General features: G+C 71.6%; 19 protein-coding genes and 1 tRNA gene. 18 read left to right on the top strand and 2 right to left on the bottom strand.

What is annotated here, in order from left to right; translation table 11 throughout:
- Positions 1–38 precede the first annotated feature (38 nt).
- From ACFVSL_RS09710 to serA, 8 genes are all read left to right on the top strand, one after another.
- Positions 39–1,841: an acetolactate synthase large subunit gene (locus ACFVSL_RS09710; protein ID WP_386940550.1), complete on the top strand. Its 1,803-nt coding sequence runs from the start codon at positions 39–41 to the stop codon at positions 1,839–1,841.
- A 2-nt stretch (positions 1,842–1,843) separates the two neighbouring features.
- Positions 1,844–2,353 (top strand): acetolactate synthase small subunit, encoded by a 510-nt coding sequence (ilvN, locus tag ACFVSL_RS09715; protein ID WP_386940552.1) that lies wholly within the window; start codon positions 1,844–1,846, stop codon positions 2,351–2,353.
- Between the two features lie 5 nt (positions 2,354–2,358).
- The gene (gene ilvC / locus ACFVSL_RS09720; RefSeq protein ID WP_386940554.1) at positions 2,359–3,444 is read left to right on the top strand and encodes a ketol-acid reductoisomerase; all 1,086 of its coding nucleotides are present in this window, start codon (positions 2,359–2,361) and stop codon (positions 3,442–3,444) included.
- 163 nt (positions 3,445–3,607) lie between these two features.
- Entirely contained in the window at positions 3,608–5,500 is a 1,893-nt protein-coding gene (locus tag ACFVSL_RS09725; RefSeq protein WP_386940555.1) for a bifunctional metallophosphatase/5'-nucleotidase, read from the top strand.
- A 215-nt stretch (positions 5,501–5,715) separates the two neighbouring features.
- Complete coding sequence (locus ACFVSL_RS09730) at positions 5,716–6,477, top strand: copper homeostasis protein CutC (RefSeq protein WP_386940556.1); 762 nt, start codon at positions 5,716–5,718, stop codon at positions 6,475–6,477.
- Positions 6,478–6,486: 9 nt separating this feature from the next.
- Positions 6,487–7,017 carry a DNA polymerase III subunit gamma/tau gene (locus ACFVSL_RS09735; RefSeq protein WP_386940558.1) on the top strand — a complete coding sequence of 177 codons (531 nt, stop codon included), beginning with the start codon at positions 6,487–6,489 and terminating at the stop codon, positions 7,015–7,017.
- On the top strand, positions 7,014–7,388 hold the full coding sequence (locus ACFVSL_RS09740; RefSeq protein WP_386940559.1) for a hypothetical protein: 375 nt from the start codon (positions 7,014–7,016) through the stop codon (positions 7,386–7,388). Before ACFVSL_RS09735 ends, ACFVSL_RS09740 begins: the two co-directional genes overlap by 4 nt.
- A gap of 189 nt (positions 7,389–7,577) precedes the next feature.
- Complete coding sequence (serA, locus tag ACFVSL_RS09745; RefSeq protein WP_386940560.1) at positions 7,578–9,176, top strand: phosphoglycerate dehydrogenase; 1,599 nt, start codon at positions 7,578–7,580, stop codon at positions 9,174–9,176.
- Positions 9,177–9,282: 106 nt separating this feature from the next.
- On the opposite strand, the gene ACFVSL_RS09750 is transcribed toward serA, so the two are convergent.
- Positions 9,283–9,858, bottom strand: coding sequence for a TetR/AcrR family transcriptional regulator (locus ACFVSL_RS09750; RefSeq protein ID WP_386940562.1), 576 nt, complete (start codon positions 9,856–9,858; stop codon positions 9,283–9,285).
- 109 nt (positions 9,859–9,967) lie between these two features.
- Here ACFVSL_RS09750 and ACFVSL_RS09755 point away from each other — a divergent pair, with 109 nt between their 5' ends.
- From ACFVSL_RS09755 to ACFVSL_RS09785, 7 genes are all read left to right on the top strand, one after another.
- Positions 9,968–11,593 (top strand): MFS transporter, encoded by a 1,626-nt coding sequence (locus ACFVSL_RS09755; RefSeq protein ID WP_386940564.1) that lies wholly within the window; start codon positions 9,968–9,970, stop codon positions 11,591–11,593.
- A 99-nt stretch (positions 11,594–11,692) separates the two neighbouring features.
- Complete coding sequence (locus ACFVSL_RS09760) at positions 11,693–12,754, top strand: 3-isopropylmalate dehydrogenase (protein WP_386940566.1); 1,062 nt, start codon at positions 11,693–11,695, stop codon at positions 12,752–12,754.
- 29 nt (positions 12,755–12,783) lie between these two features.
- Positions 12,784–13,899, top strand: a complete 1,116-nt coding sequence (locus ACFVSL_RS09765) for a branched-chain amino acid aminotransferase (RefSeq protein WP_386940568.1) — start codon at positions 12,784–12,786, stop codon at positions 13,897–13,899.
- Positions 13,896–14,450 carry a GNAT family acetyltransferase gene (locus tag ACFVSL_RS09770; RefSeq protein ID WP_386940570.1) on the top strand — a complete coding sequence of 185 codons (555 nt, stop codon included), beginning with the start codon at positions 13,896–13,898 and terminating at the stop codon, positions 14,448–14,450. Before ACFVSL_RS09765 ends, ACFVSL_RS09770 begins: the two co-directional genes overlap by 4 nt.
- A 117-nt stretch (positions 14,451–14,567) precedes the next feature.
- Positions 14,568–16,109, top strand: coding sequence for a DUF222 domain-containing protein (locus ACFVSL_RS09775; RefSeq protein ID WP_386940572.1), 1,542 nt, complete (start codon positions 14,568–14,570; stop codon positions 16,107–16,109).
- A 182-nt stretch (positions 16,110–16,291) separates the two neighbouring features.
- Positions 16,292–17,065 carry a fumarylacetoacetate hydrolase family protein gene (locus ACFVSL_RS09780; protein WP_386940573.1) on the top strand — a complete coding sequence of 258 codons (774 nt, stop codon included), beginning with the start codon at positions 16,292–16,294 and terminating at the stop codon, positions 17,063–17,065.
- An 8-nt stretch (positions 17,066–17,073) separates the two neighbouring features.
- A complete protein-coding gene (locus ACFVSL_RS09785) occupies positions 17,074–17,598 on the top strand; it encodes a group III truncated hemoglobin (RefSeq protein ID WP_386940575.1) in 525 nt (174 codons plus the stop codon).
- Between the two features lie 23 nt (positions 17,599–17,621).
- Here ACFVSL_RS09785 and ACFVSL_RS09790 read toward each other — a convergent pair whose 3' ends face one another.
- Positions 17,622–18,680, bottom strand: a complete 1,059-nt coding sequence (locus ACFVSL_RS09790) for an aminotransferase class V-fold PLP-dependent enzyme (protein WP_386940577.1) — start codon at positions 18,678–18,680, stop codon at positions 17,622–17,624.
- A gap of 81 nt (positions 18,681–18,761) precedes the next feature.
- Between ACFVSL_RS09790 and ACFVSL_RS09795 the strand changes: the two genes are divergently transcribed.
- From ACFVSL_RS09795 to ACFVSL_RS09805, 3 genes are all read left to right on the top strand, one after another.
- Complete coding sequence (locus ACFVSL_RS09795) at positions 18,762–19,724, top strand: LysR family transcriptional regulator (RefSeq protein WP_386940579.1); 963 nt, start codon at positions 18,762–18,764, stop codon at positions 19,722–19,724.
- A 10-nt stretch (positions 19,725–19,734) separates the two neighbouring features.
- Positions 19,735–21,249: a glutamate--tRNA ligase gene (gene gltX / locus ACFVSL_RS09800; protein WP_386940581.1), complete on the top strand. Its 1,515-nt coding sequence runs from the start codon at positions 19,735–19,737 to the stop codon at positions 21,247–21,249.
- A gap of 222 nt (positions 21,250–21,471) precedes the next feature.
- Positions 21,472–21,543, top strand: a tRNA-Gln gene (locus ACFVSL_RS09805).
- Position 21,544: the final 1 nt, after the last annotated feature.

The following is a 21,544-nucleotide window of genomic DNA, read 5'->3' on the forward strand; positions in this document are numbered from 1 at the left end:
CGCTTCCCGCACCCATCGCCCACCAGAACAGGAATCGAATGACCACGGAATCGAACCCCGTGCCGTCGCCCGCTGCAGTGCCGCCAGGCGCACCCGTGGAGATCACGGGTGCCGAGGCGGTCGTCCGTTCGCTCGAGATGCTCGGCATCACCGACGTGTTCGGACTTCCGGGCGGCGCCATCCTCCCCGTCTACGACCCGCTCTTCGAGAGCAAGAAGCTCCGCCACATCCTCGTGCGCCACGAGCAGGGCGGCGGTCACGCCGCCACCGGCTACGCCGCCTCGAGCGGCAAGCTCGGCGTCACCATCGCGACCTCCGGTCCCGGCGCGACGAACCTCGTCACCGCCATCGCCGACGCGCACATGGACTCGGTGCCGATGCTCGCGATCACCGGGCAGGTGTTCTCGACGCTCATGGGCACCGACGCGTTCCAGGAGGCCGACATCGTCGGCATCACGATGCCGATCACCAAGCACTCCTTCCTCGTGAAGGACGCCGAGGAGATCCCCGCCACGATCGCCGCCGCGGTGCACATCGCGACGACCGGCCGGCCGGGCCCCGTGCTCGTCGACATCACGAAGGACGCCCAGCAGGCGAAGTTCTCGTTCCGCTGGCCGCCGAAGGTCGAGCTGCCCGGCTACCGCCCGATCACGAAGGCGCACGGCAAGCAGGTCGCGGCCGCGGCCCAGCTGATCGCCGAGGCGAAGCGCCCCGTGCTGTACGTCGGCGGCGGCGTGATCCGCGCCCGGGCCTCCGAGGAGCTGCGCACGCTCGCCGAGACGACGAAGGCGCCGGTCGTCACGACGCTCATGGCCCGCGGCGCGTTCCCCGACTCGCACCCGCAGCACCTCGGCATGCCCGGCATGCACGGCACGGTGCCCGCGGTGCTGGCGCTCCAGGAGTCCGACCTCATCGTCGCGCTCGGCGCCCGCTTCGACGACCGCGTGACCGGCAAGGCGGCGCTCTTCGCGCCGAACGCCAAGGTCGTGCACGTCGACATCGACCCCGCAGAGATCTCCAAGATCCGCACGGCCGACGTGCCGATCGTCGGCGACGCGAAGGACGTGCTCGTCGACCTCACCGCGGCCTACCGCGACGCGACGCGCGAGACGACGCCCGACCTCGACGAGTGGTGGGCGACGCTCGACGGCCTGCGCAGCGAGTTCCCGCTCGGCTTCACCGAGCCGCGCGACGGGCTGCTCGCCCCGCAGTACGTGATCGAGCGCATCGGCCAGCTCACCGGCCCCGAGGGCGTCTACGCCGCGGGCGTCGGCCAGCACCAGATGTGGGCGGCGCAGTTCATCAAGTACGAGCGCCCGAACTCGTGGCTGAACTCTGGCGGCGCGGGCACCATGGGCTACGCGGTCCCCGCGGCCATGGGCGCGAAGGTCGCCGAGCCCGACCGCGTGGTCTGGGCGATCGACGGCGACGGCTGCTTCCAGATGACGAACCAGGAGCTCGCGACCTGCACGTTGAACAAGATCCCGATCAAGGTCGCGGTCATCAACAACTCCTCGCTCGGCATGGTGCGCCAGTGGCAGACCCTGTTCTACGACGGCCGGTACTCGAACACCGACCTGAACACCGGTCACGACACCGTGCGCATCCCCGACTTCGTCACACTCGCCGAGGCGTACGGCGCCCTCGGCATCCGCGTGACGAAGAAGGAGGAGGTCGACGCGGCGATCAAGCTCGCGCTCGAGACGAACGATCGCCCCGTCGTGATCGACTTCGTGGTCTCGGCCGACGCGATGGTGTGGCCGATGGTGCCGCAGGGCGTGTCGAACAGCTACATCCAGTACGCCCGCGATCACGCGCCGGCCTTCAGCGAGGAGGACTGACCATGTCGACCCACGTGCTCTCCCTCCTCGTCGAGGACAAGCCCGGCCTGCTCACCCGCGTCGCGGGCCTCTTCGCCCGCCGCGGCTTCAACATCGAGTCGCTCGCGGTCGGCCACTCCGAGATCGACGGCCTCAGCCGCATCACGGTCGTCGTCGACGTCGAGGAGCTGCCGCTCGAGCAGGTGACCAAGCAGCTCAACAAGCTGATCAACGTCATCAAGATCGTCGAGCTCGACCCCGCGCAGTCGGTGCAGCGCGAGCACCTGCTGATCAAGGTGCGGGTCGACAACACGACCCGCTCGCAGGTGCTCGAGGCCGTGAACCTCTTCCGCGCCCGCGTCGTCGACGTCGCCACCGACGCGCTCGTGATCGAGGTCACGGGCGACTCGGGCAAGACCCAGGCGCTGCTCAAGGTGCTCGAGCCCTACGGCATCAAGGAGATCGCCCAGTCGGGCCTCCTCGCGATCGGCCGCGGCGGCAAGTCGATCACCGAGCGCGTCTTCAAGAACTGAAACGGATGCCGCGGCGCGCGCCGAAGCATCCCTCACGCAACCCACACCAAGGAGAAACAGCAATGGCTGAGATGTATTACGACCAGGACGCCGACCTCTCGATCGTCCAGGGCAAGAAGGTCGCCGTCATCGGCTACGGCTCGCAGGGCCACGCCCACGCGCAGAACCTGCGCGACTCGGGCGTCGAGGTCGTCATCGGCCTCAAGGAGGGCTCGAAGTCGATCCAGAAGGCCGAAGAAGCCGGCTTCGAGGTCAAGAACGTCGCCGACGCGGCCGCCTGGGCCGACGTCGTCGTCATCCTCGCGCCCGACCAGTACCAGCGCCACATCTACGCGGAGTCGGTGCGCGACAACCTCGTCGAGGGCAACGCGCTCGTCTTCGGCCACGGCTTCAACATCCGCTTCGGCTACATCGAGGCGCCCGCGGGCGTCGACGTGATCCTCGTCGCGCCGAAGGCGCCGGGTCACACGGTGCGCCGCGAGTTCGTCGCCGGCCGCGGCATCCCCGACATCATCGCCGTCGAGCAGGACGCGACCGGCACCGCCTGGGAGCTCGCGAAGTCGTACGCGAAGGGCATCGGCGGCACCCGCGCCGGCGTCATCAAGACGACCTTCACCGAAGAGACCGAGACCGACCTGTTCGGCGAGCAGGCCGTGCTCTGCGGCGGCACCTCGCAGCTCGTGCAGTACGGCTTCGAGACGCTCGTCGAGGCCGGCTACCAGCCCGAGATCGCCTACTTCGAGGTGCTCCACGAGCTGAAGCTCATCGTCGACCTCATGTGGGAGGGCGGCATCGCCAAGCAGCGCTGGTCGGTCTCCGACACGGCCGAGTACGGCGACTACGTGTCGGGCCCGCGCGTCATCGACCCGTCGGTCAAGGAGAACATGAAGGCGGTGCTCGCCGACATCCAGGACGGCACCTTCGCGAAGCGCTTCATCGCCGACCAGGACAACGGCCAGAAGGAGTTCCTCGAGCTCCGCGCCAAGGGCGAGCAGCACCCGATCGAGACCACCGGTCGCGACCTCCGCAAGCTCTTCGCGTGGAACTCGTCGGACGACGACGACTACGTCGACGGCGAGGTCGCTCGCTGACGCTCGCGTCTGTCGAGTAGGCGCGCGGCGCCGTATCGAGACCACGACGGCCCGCCCCGGACGCATCCGGGGCGGGCCGTTCGTCGTCGTGCGCGAATGAGCAGGCGGAATTCGGCTGCAAGCCCTTGCACCGAGGCATCCGATCGTGGTCGCATTCTGTGCCATGAGCGAACTCTCGAACCACCGACCCGACCCCGTTCCCCGCTGGTGCTCGTGCGCCGTGTCCGACGACGAAGCCGGCCACACGCACTCCGGCTTCACCCGACGCAACGTGCTGATCGGCGCGAGCGCCGCGACCGCGCTCGCGGCGGCCGGCTGGTCGGCCGCCCCAGCGACGGCCGCGACGAACGGCACGAGGGCCAAGATCACGATCATGGGCACGAGCGACCTGCACGCGAACGTCGTCAACTGGGACTACTACAAGGACGCGGCGTACTACGACGGGTCGCCGACGCGTGAGACGAACGCCGTCGGGCTCGCCCGCGTCGCCAGCCTCGTCAAGCAGGTCCGCGCCGACCGCGGCCGGGGCAACACGCTCCTGTTCGACGCCGGCGACACCATCCAGGGCACCCCGCTCGGCTTCTACTACGCGACGGTCGAGCCGGTCACCGAGTCGGGCGCGATGCACCCGGTGGCCGCCCAGATGAACGCGCTCGAGTACGACGCGGTCGCCCTCGGCAACCACGAGTTCAACTACGGCCTCGACTTCCTCGACCACTGGATCTCGCAGATGGACGCGCCGGTGCTGGCCGCGAACGCCGTGCACGCCGAGACGAAGGTGCCGCGGTTCACGCCGTACACGATCACCCAGCTGAAGGTCGCGAAGGGCCACCCGCCGGTCAAGGTCGGCGTGCTCGGCCTCACGAACCCCGGCGTCGTCATCTGGGACAAGGCCAACGTCTCGGGCAGGGTCGAGGTGCTCGACCTCGTCGAGACCGCGAAGCGGTGGGTCCCGGTGATGAAGGCGCAGGGCGCCCACATCATCGTCGTGAGCGCGCACTCGGGCGAGAGCGGCCTGTCGACCTACGGCTCCGAGCTGCCGATCGAGAACGCGGCGAAGCTCGTCGCCGAGCAGGTGCCCGACGTCGACGTGATCCTCTTCGGGCACGCCCACGCCGAGATCCCCGAGCGGCTCGTGAAGAACCTCGTGACCGGCGACGAGGTCATCATGAGCGAGCCGAAGAACTGGGGCCAGCGGCTCAGCGTGTTCGACCTCGACCTCAGCTACGCGCGCGGCAAGTGGTCGGTCGTCGAGCACAAGGCGTACCTGCTGAACGCGAACACCGTCGTCGACGACCCCGAGTTCGTCGCGCTCGTGCGCGACCAGCACGACGCCGTCGTCGACTACATGAACTCCGAGGTCGCGACCTCGACCGCGGAGATGCTCGCCGCCGAGTCGTGCTGGAAGGACACGGCGATCCTCGACTACGTCAACCACGTGCAGGTCGAGACCGTTCGCGCCGCCGTCGCGGGCACCGCCGAGGCATCCCTGCCGATCGTCTCGATCGCCGCACCGTTCAACCGCGCTGCGAGCTTCCCGCAGGGGGCGGTGACCATCAAGGACGTCGCGGGCCTGTACATCTACGACAACACCCTCCTGGCCTCGATCCTCACCGGGAAGCAGATCAGGGACTACCTCGAGTTCTCGGCCGAGTACTTCAAGACGGTCGCACCCGACGCCCCGGTCGACCCGGCCGCGTGGACGAACGCCCCGACCCCGAGGTCGGCGTTCACCCCCGACTACAACTACGACCAGTTCTCCGGCGTCGAGTACACGATCGACCTCTCGAAGCCGGTCGGGCAGCGCATCTCGCCGCTCAGCTACGACGGCGCACCGGTCGCCGACGACCAGCGGTTCCTCGTCGCGGTGAACAACTACCGGCAGTCGGGCGGCGGCGGGTTCCCGCACATCGCGACGGCACCGGTCGTCTACAACGCGCAGGTCGCGATCCGCGAGGCGATCGTCGCGTACGCGTCGGCGCAGGGCACGATCGATCCGCAGGACTTCCACGTCGTGAACTGGAGGCTCGTGCGCAACGGGGTGCCGGTGTTCTGAGCCGTCGGGGCCCGCAGGCCCCGAACCAGCAGCACGATGCGCGACGGCCCGCCCGGCACTCGGGGCGGGCCGTCGTCGCTGCGTGCCCGAGCCCGGGTCGGCCTCCCGCCCGGCCGCGGGGGTCGCCTCCGAGGCCTCGCGACGCGTGCGCGATCGACGGCGTCGGACGGCAGCTGCGCATTCGGCGGCTCGCCGCGACCGCTACGCTGTCGAGAATGGCCGCCCCCGCACTCCCCGTCGAGATCGCCGTCCAGGATGCCGCGGGCACGCGCATCGCCCTCGAGGCCGGTGCCGCACGCATCGAGCTCTGCCAGGCCCTCGGCCTCGGCGGGCTGACGCCCTCGGCCGGGCTCGTCGAGGCCGCGGTCGACGCGGCGCGCGACGCAGCGGCGGCGGGCTTCGTGCACGTGCTCGTGCGCCCGCGCGGCGGCGGCTTCGTGTACGACGCCGACGAGCAGCGCACGATCCTCCGCGAGATCCGGTCGGTCGTCGCGGCGGGCGCCGACGGCGTCGTCGTCGGTGCGCTCACCGAGGCGGGCGAGCTCGACCTCGACGCGATCGCGCGCTTCGTCGACGCGGCCGGCGATGCCGACGTCACGGTGCATCGGGCGGTCGACGCCTCGGCCGACCCCCTCGGCTCGGTCGCTGCGCTCGCGGGGCGCGGCGTGCGGCGCGTGCTCACCTCGGGCGGCGCGCCCGACTGCCGCGCCGGTCTCGGCGCGCTCGCCGAGATGGCGTCGGCCGGTGCCGGCCGCGTCGAGATCATGGCCGGCGGGGGAGTGAAGCTCGACGACATCGCGGCGCTCGCCGCGGCCGGCGTCGACGCCGTGCACCTCTCGGCGCGCGGCCGTGCGCTGCGGGGCGGCGCGAGCGGCCCCGGCGGCGGCGTCGACGGCTTCGACGAGACGGATGCCGCGCTCGTCGTCGCGGCGGTCGCGGCCGCCGCGGCGGTGCCCGCCTCGCCCCCGCGTGGCTAGGCTGGAGCCATGCGCCCCGACCCCGATGCCGACGACGACGCCCTGCGCTGGGAGGGCGACGACGACGCCACCCTCGCCCCCGGCTGGAAGGCCGTCGGCAACCCGGCTCCGCTGAAGCGGGGCGAGAAGACGGCACGGGTCGCGGGCGAGTCGGCCGCCGTCGACGCCGTGCCCGGCGGCCCCGGCGCGACGACCGGCACCGATGCCGGCACCGATGAAGACGGCGACGGGGAGGCCGCGGAGCCCGTCGGCGCCCAGACCGGCTCGGTCGAGCTCGTGGTGCTCGGCGTGCTCGGCGGGGTCTACCTGCTCTACACGATCGGCTGGATCATCACGGCCCTCCGCACGGCGACGCCCGGCACGAGCATCGTCGGCGACTTCATGTACAGCCTCGGCCTCTGGCTCGCCGTTCTGGCCGCCCCGACCTGGTTCGTGCTCGCACTGCGCGGCGCGCGCACCGGCCGTTCGCGGCTCGTCTGGCTCGTGGTCGGCGCCGTCGTGCTGGCTCCGCTGCCCTTCATCTTCGGAGTGACCGCATGACCGCCGCCGCATCCGCCGTTCCCGCAGGCGCCGAGCCCGAGGCATCCGCGCCCTCGCCGAAGCTGCCGCTCTGGCTCGACGCCGCGCTCGCGGTCGCGTTCGGGCTCTTCTACGCGTACGACGTGTGGGAGGTGGTCGAGAGCATCGTGCAGCTGCTCGGCATCGGCCTCTCGTTCACGGCGGCCGGCTGGGCCGTCATGATCGTCGCGCTCGTCGCGCCCCTCGGCTGCTTCGCGGCGGCGTTCGCGCTGGGGAGGAGGCGGGGCATCCTCGCGCGCGTCGCCCTGTACTTCTCGGGCCTCTGCGTCTCGGCCGCGCTGTTCCTGAGCCTGACCGTGCTGCTCGGGCAGCTCGGCGGCGTCGTCGTCTGATCCGGCCCCGCGGCACACTCCGTGCCGCGCGGGCCGCGATCCCGGTCGGATCGCCCGTCGACGCCGGCCGTCACAGAACGAGACGCGGCGCAACACTCCAGTAGGGTTGTCGGGGTAACGGCGCCCCCACTGGCGTAGGCGCTTCCCCTCGCGCGCCTTTCCGCGCGCACCGCTCCGAAGGAACCGTTCGTGTCAAAGCCGGTCGTGCTGATCGCCGAAGAACTCTCGCCCGCCACCGTCGACGCCCTCGGGCCCGACTTCGAGATCCGTCAGGTCGACGGCACCGATCGACCGGCGCTCCTGTCGTCGCTCGCCGATGCCGACGCCATCCTCATCCGCTCGGCGACGCAGGTCGACGCCGAGGCGATCGCCGCAGCTCCCAAGCTCAAGGTCGTCGCCCGTGCGGGCGTCGGCCTCGACAACGTCGACGTGAAGTCGGCGACGACCGCCGGCGTCATGGTCGTGAACGCGCCGACGTCGAACATCATCTCGGCGGCCGAGCTCACCATCGGCCACATCCTGAGCCTCGCCCGCCACATCCCGGCCGGGCACGTCTCGCTCTCGGCCGGCCAGTGGAAGCGCTCGTCGTACACCGGCACCGAGCTCTACGAGAAGACCGTCGGCATCATCGGCCTCGGCCGCATCGGCGCGCTCATCACCGCTCGCCTGCAGGCGTTCGGCATGGAGGTCATCGCGTACGACCCCTACATCACGGCGGCCCGGGCGCAGCAGCTCGGCGTGCAGACGGTCTCGCTCGACGAGCTCCTCGAGCGCAGCGACTTCGTGACGATCCACATGCCGCGCACGCCCGAGACGCTGGGCATGATCGGCGCCGAGCAGCTCGCGAAGATGAAGAACACCGCGTACGTCGTGAACGTCGCCCGCGGCGGCCTCATCGACGAGCAGGCGCTGCACGACGCGCTCGTCTCGGGCGAGATCGCGGGCGCCGCCCTCGACGTCTTCGTGCAGGAGCCGCCGAAGGAGTCGCCGCTCATCGGCCTGCCGAACCTCATCGTCACCCCGCACCTCGGCGCCTCGACCGACGACGCGCAGGAGAAGGCGGGCATCTCGGTCGCGAAGTCGGTGCGCCTCGCGCTCGCCGGCGAGCTCGTGCCCGACGCGGTGAACGTCGCCGGCGGCGTCATCGACCCGTACGTGCGCCCCGGCATCCCGCTCGTCGAGAAGCTCGGCCAGCTGTTCTCGGGCCTCGCCCACGGCGAGCACGGCGGCCTCACGAGCCTCGACGTCGAGGTGCGCGGCGAGCTCGTCGACTACGACGTCAGCGTGCTGAAGCTCGCGGCGCTGAAGGGCGTCTTCACGAACGTCGTCTCCGAGTCGGTGTCGTACGTCAACGCGCCGCTCCTCGCCGAGCAGCGCGGCGTGCAGGTGCGCCTCATCACCGAGGCCGACAGCCCCGAGTACCGCAACGTCATCACGCTGAGCGGCGCGCTCGCCGACGGCACCCAGGTGTCGGTGTCGGGCACGCTGACCGGCCCGAAGCAGGCCGAGAAGCTCGTCGGCATCGACGGCTACGACCTCGAGGTGCCGATCGCCAAGCACCACATCGTCATGAGCTACACCGACCGACCCGGCATCGTCGCGGTCTACGGCCAGGAGTTCGGCGAGGCCGGCATCAACATCGCCGGCATGCAGATCGCCCGCCGCGAGGCCGGCGGCACGGCGCTGAGCGTGCTCACGGTCGACTCGCCGGTGCCCGCCGAGGTGCTCGAGCGGGTGCGCACGGCGATCGACGCGAAGGTCTTCGTCGAGATCGACATCACCGAGTAGCACTCGATCGGTCGGATGCCCCGGCGCGACGCCCTTCGCGGGTGCGCGCCGGGGCATCCGCCGTCATGGCGCCGTTGGCCGTCCGGGCCGTGCGGGTCGCGCGTGCTCAGCGCGCGACGAGGCGCTCGAGCAGGGCGACGAGCGCGTTCAGGCGCTCGGGGGAGACCTCGCCCGTGGTCGCGGCCGAGAGGTCGACCTCGCCGACGTCGGCGGCCTCGGCGCGGAGCGCCGCCCGGTGGTAGAGGCCGTCGCCCATCAGCGTCACGGCGAGGGCGAGCGTCGGGTCGCCGACGTGCCTGGTGAGCGTGGCGAGCCAGCGGCTCTCGGCCTCGTCGAGCGCGCGGCCGGCCTCGCGGTCGCCGCCCTGCGCGAGCCGCAGGATCGCGACGAAGGTGTGGTCGAGCGGGGTCTCGATGTCGAGCGACGACCGCAGGAAGTAGGCGATCGCCCCGTCGGGCGCTTCGTCGATGCGGTGGAGGTCGTCGTCGACGAGCCGAAGCAGTCGCTCGACGAGCCCGGCGACGAGTGCCTGCTTCGAGCCGAAGTGGTAGAGCAGCCCGCCCTTCGAGACGCCGGCGTCGCGCGCCGTCGCGTCGAGGGTCGCGGTGCGCTCGCCGTCGGCGATGATGAGCCGCTCGAAGGCGTCGAGCACGGCTTCACGGGCTGCGGGCGGGCGGGGCATGGCGTGATTCTTCCAGAGGAGGGGCGGTCGCGTGCGCGACATCGCATCGACGGAGCGGATCGGATTCTGTTACTATACCAGCCGGACGGTATAGAAACTGAGTGAGAACATGACCGATCACACGGCCACCACGACCCCGACGACCGATTCGTCGACCACGCCCACGACCGACGCGTCGCGTCGCGCCGAGCTGCGGCGACCCCGCCCGGCGGCTCCGGCGGGCCGCGCGCCCGCCGACGGCCGAGCGCCGCGGCGCGCCTGGATCGCGCTCGCGGTGCTCATGCTGCCCGCGCTCCTCGTCTCGATCGACAACACGGTGCTGAGCTTCGCGCTGCCCGAGATCTCGACCGATCTCGCGCCCACCGCAGCCCAGCAACTCTGGATCATCGACGCCTACCCGCTCGTGCTCGCCGCCCTGCTCGTCGCGATGGGCAGCGCCGGCGACCGCTGGGGCCGCCGTCGCATGCTCATGATCGGGTCGATCGGCTTCGCCCTCGTCTCGATCGGCGCCGCCTTCGCGCCGACCGCCGAACTGCTCATCGCCGCGCGTGCCGCGCTCGGGTTCTTCGGCGCGATGCTCATGCCGTCGACGCTGTCGCTGCTGCGCTCGATCTTCGCCGATCGCGAGCAGCGCCGCCTCGCGATCGCGATCTGGGCCTCGGCCTTCGCGGCGGGCAGCGCCCTCGGCCCGCTCGTCGGCGGCCTCCTGCTCGAGCACTTCGCCTGGGGCTCGGTGTTCCTGCTCGCGGTGCCTGTGCTCGTGCCCATGCTCATCCTCGTGCCGCTGCTCATCACCGAGAGCCGCGACCCGAACCCGGGCCGCATCGACGTCTGGAGCATCCTGCTCTCGCTCGCGACGATGGCCCCGATCGTCTTCGGCATCAAGCACATCGCCACCGAGGGGCTCGACCCGCTCGGGCCGCTCTTCATCGTCGTGGGCCTCGTCGCCGGCTGGCTGTTCGTGCGTCTTCAGCTCGCGAGCGAGGCCCCGATGCTCGACGTGCGCCTGTTCACGGTCGGGCCCTTCGGCGGCGCCGTGCTCGTGAACCTCTTGAGCGTCGTCTCGCTCGTCGGCTTCCTGTTCTTCGTGTCGCAGCACCTGCAGATCATCGCGGGCCTCTCGCCGGTCGACGCGGGCCTCGCGCTCCTGCCCGGCCTCGTCGCGATGATCGTCGCCGGGCTCGTCGTGGTGCCGATCTCGCGCCGCGTGGCTCCGCGGGTGCTCGTGCCGTCGGCGCTGACGCTCTCGGCGGGCGGCTACCTCGTCGTCGCCTTCGGCGCGTCCGAGGGCTCGCTCGGCGCGGTCATCCTCGCGTTCACGATGCTCGGCATCGGCATCGGCATGGCCGAGACGGTGTCGAACGAGCTGATCCTCTCGAGCGCCCCGGCGTCGAAGGCGGGTGCGGCGTCCGCGGTCTCCGAGACGGCCTACGAGCTCGGCGCGGTGCTCGGTACCGCCGGCCTCGGGAGCATCATCGCGGCGCACTACGCGAAGGCGATCGAGCTGCCCGCCTCGCTCACCGCTGCGCAGATGGATGCCTCGCGCGAGACCCTCGCGGGCGCGGCCGCCGTCGCGGCCGAACTGCCCGCCGCGCAGGCCGAGGAGCTCATGCACGCCGCGGCCGTCGCGTTCGACGGCGGCGTGCTCGTGACCTCGCTCATCGGCGTCGGCCTGATGGTCGCGGCGGCCACGATCGCGGCGATCACCCTGCGCAACCCCTCGCAGCACGACTGACCCGGCGAGCTGCCGGTCGCCGAGCCGTGCCCCGTCACGAAACGGGGCACGGCGGGCGACGGCAGTACGCTTGAGTGGTTGTCGCACGAAGGAGCATTCATGGGTCGAACGGTCAAGCTCGCGGTCATTCCCGGTGACGGGATCGGCCCCGAGGTCGTGGGTGAGGCGCTGAAGGTGCTCGACGCGGTCACGGCCGGCGGCGACACGGCGTTCGAGCGGACCCCGTTCTCGCTCGGCGCGGCGCGCTACCTCGAGACGGGCGACGTGCTCACCGACGCCGACCTCGACGCGATCAGTGGCCACGACGCGATCCTCCTCGGCGCCGTCGGGGGAGTGCCGGGCGACCCGCGCCTCGTCGGCGCCAACATCGAGCGCGGCCTGCTGCTGAAGCTCCGCTTCGAGCTCGACCACTACGTGAACCTGCGGCCGTCGGTGCTCTACCCCGGTGTCGCGAGCCCGCTCGCGAACCCGGGCGAGGTCGACTTCGTCGTCGTGCGCGAGGGCACCGAGGGCCCGTACGTCGGCAACGGCGGCGCGATCCGGGTCGGCACGCCCGCCGAGGTCGCCAACGAGGTCTCGGTGAACACCGGCTACGGCGTCGAGCGCGTCGTGCGCTACGCGTTCGCCGCGGCGGACGCCCGCCCCCGCAAGAAGCTCACGCTCGTGCACAAGACCAACGTGCTCGTGTTCGCCGGCTCGCTGTGGAAGCGCACGGTCGACGCCGTGGCATCCGAGTACCCCGACGTGACCGTCGACTACCTGCACGTCGACGCCGCGACGATCTTCCTCGTCACCGATCCTGCTAGATTCGACGTCATCGTCACAGACAACCTCTTCGGCGACATCCTCACCGACCTGGCCGGCGCGATCAGCGGCGGCATCGGCCTCGCAGCCTCGGGCAACATCAACCCCGACGGCCGATTCCCGAGCATGTTCGAGCCGGTGCACGGTTCGGCTCCAGACATCGCCGGGAAGGGCATCGCCGACCCCACCGCGGCCATCCTCTCCGTCGCCCTCCTGCTCGACCACCTCGGTCTCGCGGAGGCCTCGGCGAAGGTCTCGCGGGCGGTCGCCGCCGACATCGCCGAACGCGGCGGGGCGACGCGCACGACCTCCGAGGTCGGCGACGCGATCGCCGCTCGCATCGGCGCACTCGACTGATCAAGCGCAAGCGCATCGAAGGACACCTCATGACGATCAACCTCCCGCTCCAGGCCCCCTCCGCCGCCGGACTCATCTGGCAGACGGTCCGCAACGAGAACGCCAAGTCGCCCGAGGAGCGCGAGGCGGTCCTCGCCGACCCCGGCTTCGGCAACCACTTCACCGACCACATGGTCGACGTGTGCTGGTCGGAGAAGGGCGGGTGGCACCGCCCCCGCGTCACGCCGTACGGCCCGATCCAGCTCGACCCGGCCGCCGCCGTGCTGCACTACGCGCAGGAGATCTTCGAGGGCATGAAGGCGTACCGGCACGCCGACGGCTCCATCTGGACCTTCCGTCCCGAGCAGAACGCCGCCCGCATGCAGCGCTCGGCCAAGCGCCTCGCCCTGCCCGAGCTGCCGAGCGACATCTTCATCGAGTCGCTGAAGAAGCTCATCGCCGTCGACGGCGACTGGGTGCCGTCGGCGCCCGAGACGAGCCTGTACCTGCGCCCCTTCATGTTCGCGAAGGAGGCGTTCCTCGGGGTGCGCCCGGCGAAGAAGGTCGCGTTCTACGTGATCGCGAGCCCCGCCGGCGCCTACTTCCACGGCGGCGTGCAGCCCGTGTCGATCTGGCTGTCGACGAACTACGCACGTGCCGGCAAGGGCGGCACCGGTGCGGCGAAGACGGGCGGTAACTACGCGTCGAGCCTGCTGCCGCAGGCCGAGGCGGCCGAGCACGGCTGCCAGCAGGTGCTCTTCCTCGACGAGGGCAAGTACCTCGAGGAGCTCGGCGGCATGAACGTCGTGCTCGTCTACAAGGACGGCACGCTCGTGACCCCCGAGTCCGACTCGATCCTCGAGGGCATCACGCGCGACTCGGTGCTCCAGCTCGCGAAGGACCGCGGCCACAACGTCGAGAGCCGCAAGGTCACCATCGACGAGTGGCGCGAGGGCGCGGCATCCGGCGAGATCGTGGGCGCGTTCGCCTGCGGCACCGCCGCGGTGGTCACGCCCATCGGGCGCCTGCTCGCCGAGGACTTCGAGATCGTGCACGAGGGCGATGCGGCCGCCGAGCTCGCGCTCTCGCTCCGCGAGGAGCTCACGGGCATCCAGTACGGTCGCGTCGAGGACCGGCACGGCTGGCTGCTCCGACTCGACGCGTGAGCGCTGCGCTCTCGTCCTCTCCTTCGTCGGCCGCGGAATCATCCTCCGCGGCCGGCACGGCGGCGGCCGGATCGATCTCGATCCGGCCGTTCGCCGTCGGCGACACCGAGGCGGTCGTCGCGCTCTGGCGCGCGGCCGGGCTCGTGAAGCCGTGGAACGATCCGTACCTCGACATCGAGCGCAAGCTGACGGTGCAGCCCGAGCTGTTCCTGGTGGCCGAGGCGGACGGTTCGTCGGAGGCACGCGTCCAGGCCGGCGCGCAGAGCTCCGCCGTGGTCGTCGGCACCGCGATGGTCGGCTACGACGGGCACCGCGGATGGGTGAACTACCTCGCGGTGGCCGACCCCGCGCGCGGGACCGGGCTCGGGCGGCTGCTCATGGACGAGGCCGAACGGCTGCTCATCGAGCGGGGATGCCCCAAGCTCAACCTCCAGGTGCGCTCCTCGAACACCGAGGTGATCGCCTTCTACGAGCGGCTCGGGTACGCGGTCGACGACGCGGTGAGCCTCGGCAAGCGGTTGATCGAGGATGCCCCGGCTGCGAGCCGCTGACGGTTCGACTTCTCCTCCACAGCGTGGGATCTCGCCTGTTTCTTCACAGGAAAGTCGCTGATCAAACTCGGTTTCCGTGCCCGCTTGAATGTCAGTGGGTGGCGGCAGGATCGAAGCATGACGAACCCGCTCGCCGCCCTCGAGGCTCGGCTCGGCGCGCTCCGCGCGGAGTGGGTCGGGGCTGCGCCGGCGTTCGGCGCGGGTGCTGACGCGGGTGCCGGCGCGGGTGGCAGCGGTGGCGCCGAGTTCGGCTTCGGCGACGTCGCCGCGATGAGCGACGCCGGGCTCGTTCGGGTGCTCGAGGTCGCGGGCGGGCTGGGGCGGCAGCTCGACGCGGTGCTCGCGGTGCTCGCCGCAGAGGTCGACGAGCGCAGCGACGCCGCGTTCGGCGCCGAGGGCCTCGCCAAGCAGCACGGGCAGCGCAACGCGACGCAGCTCGTCGCCTCGACGGTCGGCGCGACCCCGCGCCGAGCCGCGCTGCTCGTCCGGGTCGGCGCGGCGACGCGGCCGCGCGCATCGTTCACGGGCGGGCAATCCCCGCCGCGGTGGCCCGCGGTCGCGGCGGCGCTGACGAGCGGGGCGATCGGTGTCGAGGCCGCCGACGCGATCTGCACGATGCTCGACCGGGTGGCTCCCCGAACGAGCGTCGAGCGGGCCGAGGCCTATGAGGGCGAGCTGGCCGCCTTCGCCGCGTCGGTGCCGTACTCGCTGCTCCAGCGCGCCGTGACGCACGCCGAGGCGAGGCTCGATCCCGACGGCGTCGAGCCGCGCGACGAGGCGCTGCACGAGCACCGTTCGCTCACGATCACCGAAGAGGCATCGGGCATGGTGCGGCTGCACGGCCGCTTCGACGTCGTGACCGCCGCGCCCATCAAGGCGGCGGTCGAGCAGCTGGTCACCGAGGTCCTGCAGCGGCGCCGGGCCTCGACCGATCCGGGCGGGGCGGGCCTCGGTGACGGGGTGGGCGGCGACGGGCCGGTCGTCGACGATCTCCGATCCATTCCGCAGTTGCAGGCCGATGCGTTCGCCGACCTCGCCAGGCACGCACTCGGCTGCGTCGAGATGCCGTCGGTCTCGAAGACCACCGTCGTCGTGCGCATGCACGCCGACGCGCTCTCGGCTGCGCTGACGACCGAAGCTTCGGGCGACGTCGCCGGCGAGCACGCGGCCGCGTCTCAGACGGCCCGCGATCGAGCGCCCCGGCTACGGTCTGCAATCGGCGCACTCGGCACGATCGACGGAATCGACCGTGTGGTGTCGGCGGCGGCCCTTCGTCGTCTTGCGATCGATGCCGAGATCATCCCGATCGTGCTCGGCGGGCGCGGCGAACCGCTCGACGTCGGCCGGGCGAAGCGCCTGTTCACCCGGGCGCAACGACTCGCGCTCGCCGAACGCGACGGCGGGTGTGCGAGCTGCGGCCGCAACATCGGCTACGTCGATGCTCACCACATCAGATGGTGGGAGCGCGACGCCGGCCCGACCGATCTCGACAACGGGGTGCTGCTCTGCACCCATTGCCATCACCAGGTGCATCGCGACGGCTGGCGCATCGTCGCGCGGCGGCACGAGATCTGGTTCGTTCCGCCGCCGCACATCGATCCCGAGCAGCGACCGCGGCTCGGCGGGCGGGCGCGCTTCGAACTCCGCGACGTGGCGTGACCGGGTGGCGGCGCATGTGCCGATGTTCGCGTGGGTGCGTGGGTGCGTGGGTGCGTGGGTGCGTGTGCGTGTGCGTGTGCCTGTGCGCGGGTGTGAGTCGGTGCGTGGGAGCGCGGCAGCATGGGTGGGCGCAGACCCCGCCCTCCAGCCCGCGCACACCGCCCGCCGATAGGCTTGACGGCATGAAGATCGCGCGGTTCAGCCATGGTGAGACCATCTCGTTCGGCATCATCGACGAGGAGGAGCACGAGCTCGTCGTGCTGAAGGCCGACCCCATGTTCGCGGGCTACGAGCCGACCGGCGAGCGGGTGCCGCTCGCCGAGGCGAAGCTGCTGGCGCCGGTGATCCCGCGGTCGAAGGTCGTCGCGGTCGGCAAGAACTACCACGACCATGCCGCCGAGATGGGCGGCGCGGCTCCGGCTGAGCCGCTGCTTTTCCTCAAGCCGAACACCTCGGTGATCGGCCCCGGCGACCAGATCGTGCTGCCGCCGCAGAGCGAGCGGGTCGAGCACGAGGGCGAGCTCGCCGTCGTCATCGGCCGCATCGCCAAGAACGTCAGCGAGGCCGACGCCGAGCAGGTGATCTTCGGCTACACGATCGCCAACGACGTGACCGCGCGCGACCTGCAGCAGCGCGACGGCCAGTGGACCAGGGCGAAGGGCTTCGACTCGTTCTGCCCCCTCGGGCCGGTCATCTCGACCGACGTCGACTTCGAGAACGGCACCATCGAGACGAGCGTCAACGGGGTGCGCAAGCAGGAGGGGCGCCTCGCCGACCTCGTGCACTCGGTGCCCGCCATCGTCGCGTACGCGTCGAGCGTCTTCACGCTGCTGCCCGGCGACGTGATCCTCACCGGCACGCCGGCGGGCGTCGGCCCGATCGTCGACGGCGACACCGTCGAGGTCACGATCTCGGGGCTCGGCGTGCTGTCGAACCCGGTGCGTTCGGCGGGGTAGCGGTCGGCATGGGCGATGAGATCCAGGGTCACCGCGCGGATGCCGCCGGCGAGACCGCCGATCCGCTGACGATCGAGCCCGCCCCGGGCGACGGGCACCACGACCTCCGCGACCGCGACGACCTCGCCGCACTGATCGAGGCCTTCTACACGCGGGCGTTCGCCGATCCGTTGATCGGCCCGATCTTCACCGACGTCGCGAAGATGGACCTCGCCCACCACCTGCCCATCATGTGCGACTTCTGGGAGTCGGTGCTGTTCGACGCCGGCACCTATCGGCGCAATGCACTGGCGTTGCACGTCGCGCTCGATGCGAGGCATCCGCTCACCGAGTCGCACTTCGACCGCTGGCTGGTGCTCTGGCGCCAGACCGTCGACGACGGCTTCACCGGCGAGGTCGCCGACCGGGCGAAGGTGCAGGGCGAGCGCATCGCCGCCTCGATCCGCCGTCGGCTCGCCGGTGGAACCGGGTCGGCCTACGAGACGATCACGACGCGCGAGCGGCTCGAGGCCGACGGAACGATCGACGGGTAGGGCGGCCCCACCGCGCTCGGCGTTCAGCGCCGCAGGCTCAGGTGCGCGGCGCTGCCGGTCACGGCGTCGGCGGCGCGTGCGACATCCTCGTCGTCGTTCCAGAGATGGAACGCGACGCGGGCCCGCCCCGCTCGTCCTGAGGCGACGAGCCCTGCGGTCGTCAGCGCCGCGAGGTCGCAGCCGGTCTCGTCGGGCCAGGTGACGATTGCCGAGTCCGAGGCGGCGAGCCCGATCCGCTCGCGGAACGCGTTCGCGAGTCCCACGTCGTACTGATGCACGGCGGCCAGGTCGAGGGAGGCGGCGAAGCCGAGTGCGGCTTCGGCGCCGGCCCAGGCGTGCCATGCGGGGGAGACCTCGAAGCGGCGGGCGCCGTCGGCGAGGTGCAGTTCGGGCCCGTAGCACGACGCCCACGGATCGGTGCCCGAGTACCAGCCCGCGGTGTGCGGGGTGAACGACTCGACGGCGCGGTCGGAGAACGAGGCGAACGCCGCGCCGCGCGGGGCGCCGAGCCACTTGTAGGCGTGGCAGACGACGAGGTCGCCGGTGACGTGGTCGGTCGGCATCCAGCCGGTCGCCTGCGTGGTGTCGACGAGCGTCAGCGCCCCGGCATCGCGGGCGGCGGCCGTGATGGATGCCTCGTCGGCGACCTCACCCGTCGCCGACTGCACCAGTGAGTACGAGACGAGCCAGGTCGACGGGGTGACGGCGTCGGCGAGGGCGTCGAGTGGCACATGACGAACGGAAAGGTCGCCGCGTGCGAGGAACGGCGCGACCACCGATGAGAAGTCGCCGTCGACGCAGAGGATCTCGGCGCCGGCCGGTGCCGCCGCGGCGGCGAGTCCGGCGAACACCGAGACCTGCGAGCCGGTCGCGATGCGGTCGGAGGAGGTGCCGAGGAGTGCAGCGGCGTGCCCGCGCGCCCGCTCGAGGGCGGCCGAGTAGTCGGCGGCGCTCGCCGCACCGAGCGACCAGCGCTCGAGGTCGCGGCGCACGGCCTCGCGGGTGACGTCGGCGGGCAGGCCGAGGGTGCAGGCGGCGAGGTAGCCGCGGCCGGCGGCGAATCGATCTCGGAGGTGGTGCATGCCTCCAGCGTCGACCCGTTCGAATCATTCGACAAGACCCAGTGTTCGATGACATGCATAAGCAACGCTTATGATGGCGGCATGTCGGATGCCTCGATCGAAGCCCTCGCCGCCGCACTCGACCTGCAGACCGTGCGGGTCGTCCGCCGCATCGCCGAGCACGGCTCGCTCACCGCGGCCGCCACCTCCCTCGGCTACAGCCAGCCCGCCGTGAGCCAGCAGCTCCGCCGCTTCGAGGAGCGCACGGGCATCGCGCTCGTCGAGCGCGTCGGCCGAGGCATCCGGCTCACCGAGTCGGGGCGCGTGCTCGCGCGCCACGCCAACGCCGTCGCGACCGCCCTCGAGGCGGCCGCCGGCGAGCTCGCCGAGCTGCGGGGGCTCCGCGCCGGGCGCGTGCGCCTCGTCGCGTTCCCGTCGGCGTCGGCGACGCTCGTGCCCCGGCTCATCGCCGCGCTCGCGGCGGAGCATCCGGGTGTCACCGTCACCTACGTCGAGGCGGAGCCGCCCGAGGCGGTCGCCGCCGTGCGCGCCGACCGCGCCGACGTCGCGATCACGTTCAGCTACCCGGGCGACCGCGACGACCCGCACCGCGCGAGCGCACGGGGCCTCGACGTGCGCGGCTACGGCGAGGAGCCCATGCAGCTCGTGCTGCCCGCGGGGCATCCGGCCGCGGCATCCGACCGCATCGAACTCGCCGCGCTCGGCGACGAGGCCTGGATCGCCGGCTGCCCCCGCTGCCGCGGGCACCTGCTCGAGCTCGCGGACGCCGCGGGCTTCACGCCGCGCATCGCCTTCGAGACCGACAACTTCGTCGCCGTCGAGGGCATGGTCGCGCAGGGCCTCGGGGTGGCGCTGCTGCCCGCGCTCGCGCTCGCGGCGTCGCCGAGGCATCCCGACGTGGTCGCGCGGCCGACCGCGCGCGCCGACGTGCGCTCGCTGCACCTCGTGACCGCGCAGGGGGCGGGCCGGGTGCCCGCCGTCGCGGCCACCCTCGCCGCACTCGATGGCCTCGCCGGCGAGCGGTCCGCGCGCGCCGATCGGTAGCATTGAGGCGATGTCCGAGACAGCTCACCCCTTCACCCAGGCCACCGGCAGCGATGTCCGTGTGCGCTTCTGCCCCTCACCGACCGGCACGCCGCACGTCGGCCTCGTGCGCACCGCCCTGTTCAACTGGGCCTACGCGCGCCACACCGGCGGCACCTTCGTGTTCCGCATCGAAGACACCGACGCCGCGCGCGACAGCGAGGAGAGCTACGAGCAGATCCTCGACGCGCTCACCTGGCTCGGCCTCGACTGGGACGAGGGCGTCGGCGTCGGCGGCCCGCACGAGCCGTACCGGCAGTCGCAGCGCGCCGGCATCTACGCCGAGGTCATCGAGAAGCTGAAGGCCTCGGGCCACGTGTACGAGAGCTACTCGACCGCTGAAGAGATCGACGCGCGCAACGAGGCGAACGGCCGCCCGAAGCAGCTCGGCTACGACAACTTCGACCGCGACCTGACCGACGAGCAGAAGGCCGCGTTCCGCGCCGAGGGCCGCGAGCCCGCCCTGCGCCTCCGCGTGCCCGAGGTCGACCTCGGCTTCGACGACCTCGTGCGCGGCGAGATCACCTTCCCGGTCGGCAACACGATCGACTTCGTCGTGGTGCGCCCGAACGGCGCCCCGCTCTACACCCTCGTGAACCCCGTCGACGACGCGCTCATGGGCATCACCCACGTGCTGCGCGGCGAGGACCTGCTCTCGTCGACGCCGCGCCAGATCGCGCTCTACCACGCGCTCATCGACATCGGCGTGACGACCTTCGTGCCGCGCTTCGGCCATCTGCCCTACGTCATGGGCGAGGGCAACAAGAAGCTCTCGAAGCGCGACCCCGAGTCGAACCTGTTCCACCACCGCGACCGCGGCTTCATCCCCGAGGGCCTGCTGAACTACCTCGCGCTCCTCGGCTGGGGCTTCTCTGCCGACCGCGACGTGTTCAGCCGCGACGAGCTCGTCGCCGCGTTCGACGTCGAGAACGTCAACCCGAACCCGGCGCGCTTCGACCTGAAGAAGGCCGAGGCGATCAACGGCGACCACATCCGCCAGCTCGACGTCGCCGACTTCGCCGCGCGCACCGTGCCGTACCTGCAGGCGGCCGGCGCCGTCTCGACGCCGATCACCCCGGGCGAAGAGGCGATCCTCGCCGAGGCCGCGCCCCTCGTCCAGGAGCGCATCAACCTGCTCGGCGAGGCGCCCGGCATGCTCGGCTTCCTCTTCACCGACGCCGACTCGCTCGAGTTCGACGAGGCCGCGGTCGGTGCGCTGCCGGCCGACGCGCCCGCCGTGCTCGCCGCCGCCCGCAACGCCCTCGACGCGCTGCCCGCCGAGGCGTGGTCGACCGCCGAGATCGAGGAGGCGCTGCGCGCCGCCCTCATCGACGGCCTCGGCCTGAAGCCCCGCGTGGCCTTCGGCCCCGTGCGCACCGCCGTCTCGGGCCGCCGCGTCTCGCCTCCGCTGTTCGAGTCGATGCAGATCCTCGGCAAGGTCGACTCGCTCGGGCGCGTCGACCGCCTCGCGGCGCTCATCGGCTGACGGTTCGCGGTCTGCCGCGTCGTGCTGCAGTGACGGATGCCCCGGGGCTCGCCCCGGGGCATCCGTCGTCTGCGGTGGCGTCGATGGTCGGGGAGCCGAGCGCGGCGAGCGTCTCGCGACCGCCCCGACCTCCCGCCGACGCGCCGAGCCCCGCTCAGTTTGGGAGTCTCCCGATAATCGGCTACAGTTGACTCTCGGCGCGGAACTCCGGTTTCAGGCCATTGGGGTATGGTGTAATTGGCAACACGGCTGATTCTGGTTCAGTTGTTCTTGGTTCGAGTCCAGGTACCCCAGC

The organism is Agromyces sp. NPDC058064 (genome assembly GCF_042885275.1).
In the GTDB taxonomy this organism is placed as follows: Bacteria; Actinomycetota; Actinomycetes; order Actinomycetales; family Microbacteriaceae; genus Agromyces.

Excerpts from the sequence above, each read along its gene's own strand:
- ACFVSL_RS09710 (WP_386940550.1), top strand. The coding sequence starts at position 39 with ATGACCACGGAATCGAACCCCGTGCCGTCGCCCGCTGCAGTGCCGCCA.
- ilvN (WP_386940552.1), top strand. The coding sequence starts at position 1,844 with ATGTCGACCCACGTGCTCTCCCTCCTCGTCGAGGACAAGCCCGGCCTG.
- ilvC (WP_386940554.1), top strand. The coding sequence starts at position 2,359 with ATGCCGCGGCGCGCGCCGAAGCATCCCTCACGCAACCCACACCAAGGA.
- ACFVSL_RS09725 (WP_386940555.1), top strand. The coding sequence starts at position 3,608 with ATGAGCGAACTCTCGAACCACCGACCCGACCCCGTTCCCCGCTGGTGC.
- ACFVSL_RS09730 (WP_386940556.1), top strand. The coding sequence starts at position 5,716 with ATGGCCGCCCCCGCACTCCCCGTCGAGATCGCCGTCCAGGATGCCGCG.
- ACFVSL_RS09735 (WP_386940558.1), top strand. The coding sequence starts at position 6,487 with ATGCGCCCCGACCCCGATGCCGACGACGACGCCCTGCGCTGGGAGGGC.
- ACFVSL_RS09740 (WP_386940559.1), top strand. The coding sequence starts at position 7,014 with ATGACCGCCGCCGCATCCGCCGTTCCCGCAGGCGCCGAGCCCGAGGCA.
- ACFVSL_RS09750 (WP_386940562.1), bottom strand. The coding sequence starts at position 9,858 with ATGCCCCGCCCGCCCGCAGCCCGTGAAGCCGTGCTCGACGCCTTCGAG.
- ACFVSL_RS09755 (WP_386940564.1), top strand. The coding sequence starts at position 9,968 with ATGACCGATCACACGGCCACCACGACCCCGACGACCGATTCGTCGACC.
- ACFVSL_RS09760 (WP_386940566.1), top strand. The coding sequence starts at position 11,693 with ATGGGTCGAACGGTCAAGCTCGCGGTCATTCCCGGTGACGGGATCGGC.
- ACFVSL_RS09765 (WP_386940568.1), top strand. The coding sequence starts at position 12,784 with ATGACGATCAACCTCCCGCTCCAGGCCCCCTCCGCCGCCGGACTCATC.
- ACFVSL_RS09775 (WP_386940572.1), top strand. The coding sequence starts at position 14,568 with ATGACGAACCCGCTCGCCGCCCTCGAGGCTCGGCTCGGCGCGCTCCGC.
- ACFVSL_RS09780 (WP_386940573.1), top strand. The coding sequence starts at position 16,292 with ATGAAGATCGCGCGGTTCAGCCATGGTGAGACCATCTCGTTCGGCATC.
- ACFVSL_RS09785 (WP_386940575.1), top strand. The coding sequence starts at position 17,074 with ATGGGCGATGAGATCCAGGGTCACCGCGCGGATGCCGCCGGCGAGACC.
- ACFVSL_RS09790 (WP_386940577.1), bottom strand. The coding sequence starts at position 18,680 with ATGCACCACCTCCGAGATCGATTCGCCGCCGGCCGCGGCTACCTCGCC.
- ACFVSL_RS09795 (WP_386940579.1), top strand. The coding sequence starts at position 18,762 with ATGTCGGATGCCTCGATCGAAGCCCTCGCCGCCGCACTCGACCTGCAG.
- gltX (WP_386940581.1), top strand. The coding sequence starts at position 19,735 with ATGTCCGAGACAGCTCACCCCTTCACCCAGGCCACCGGCAGCGATGTC.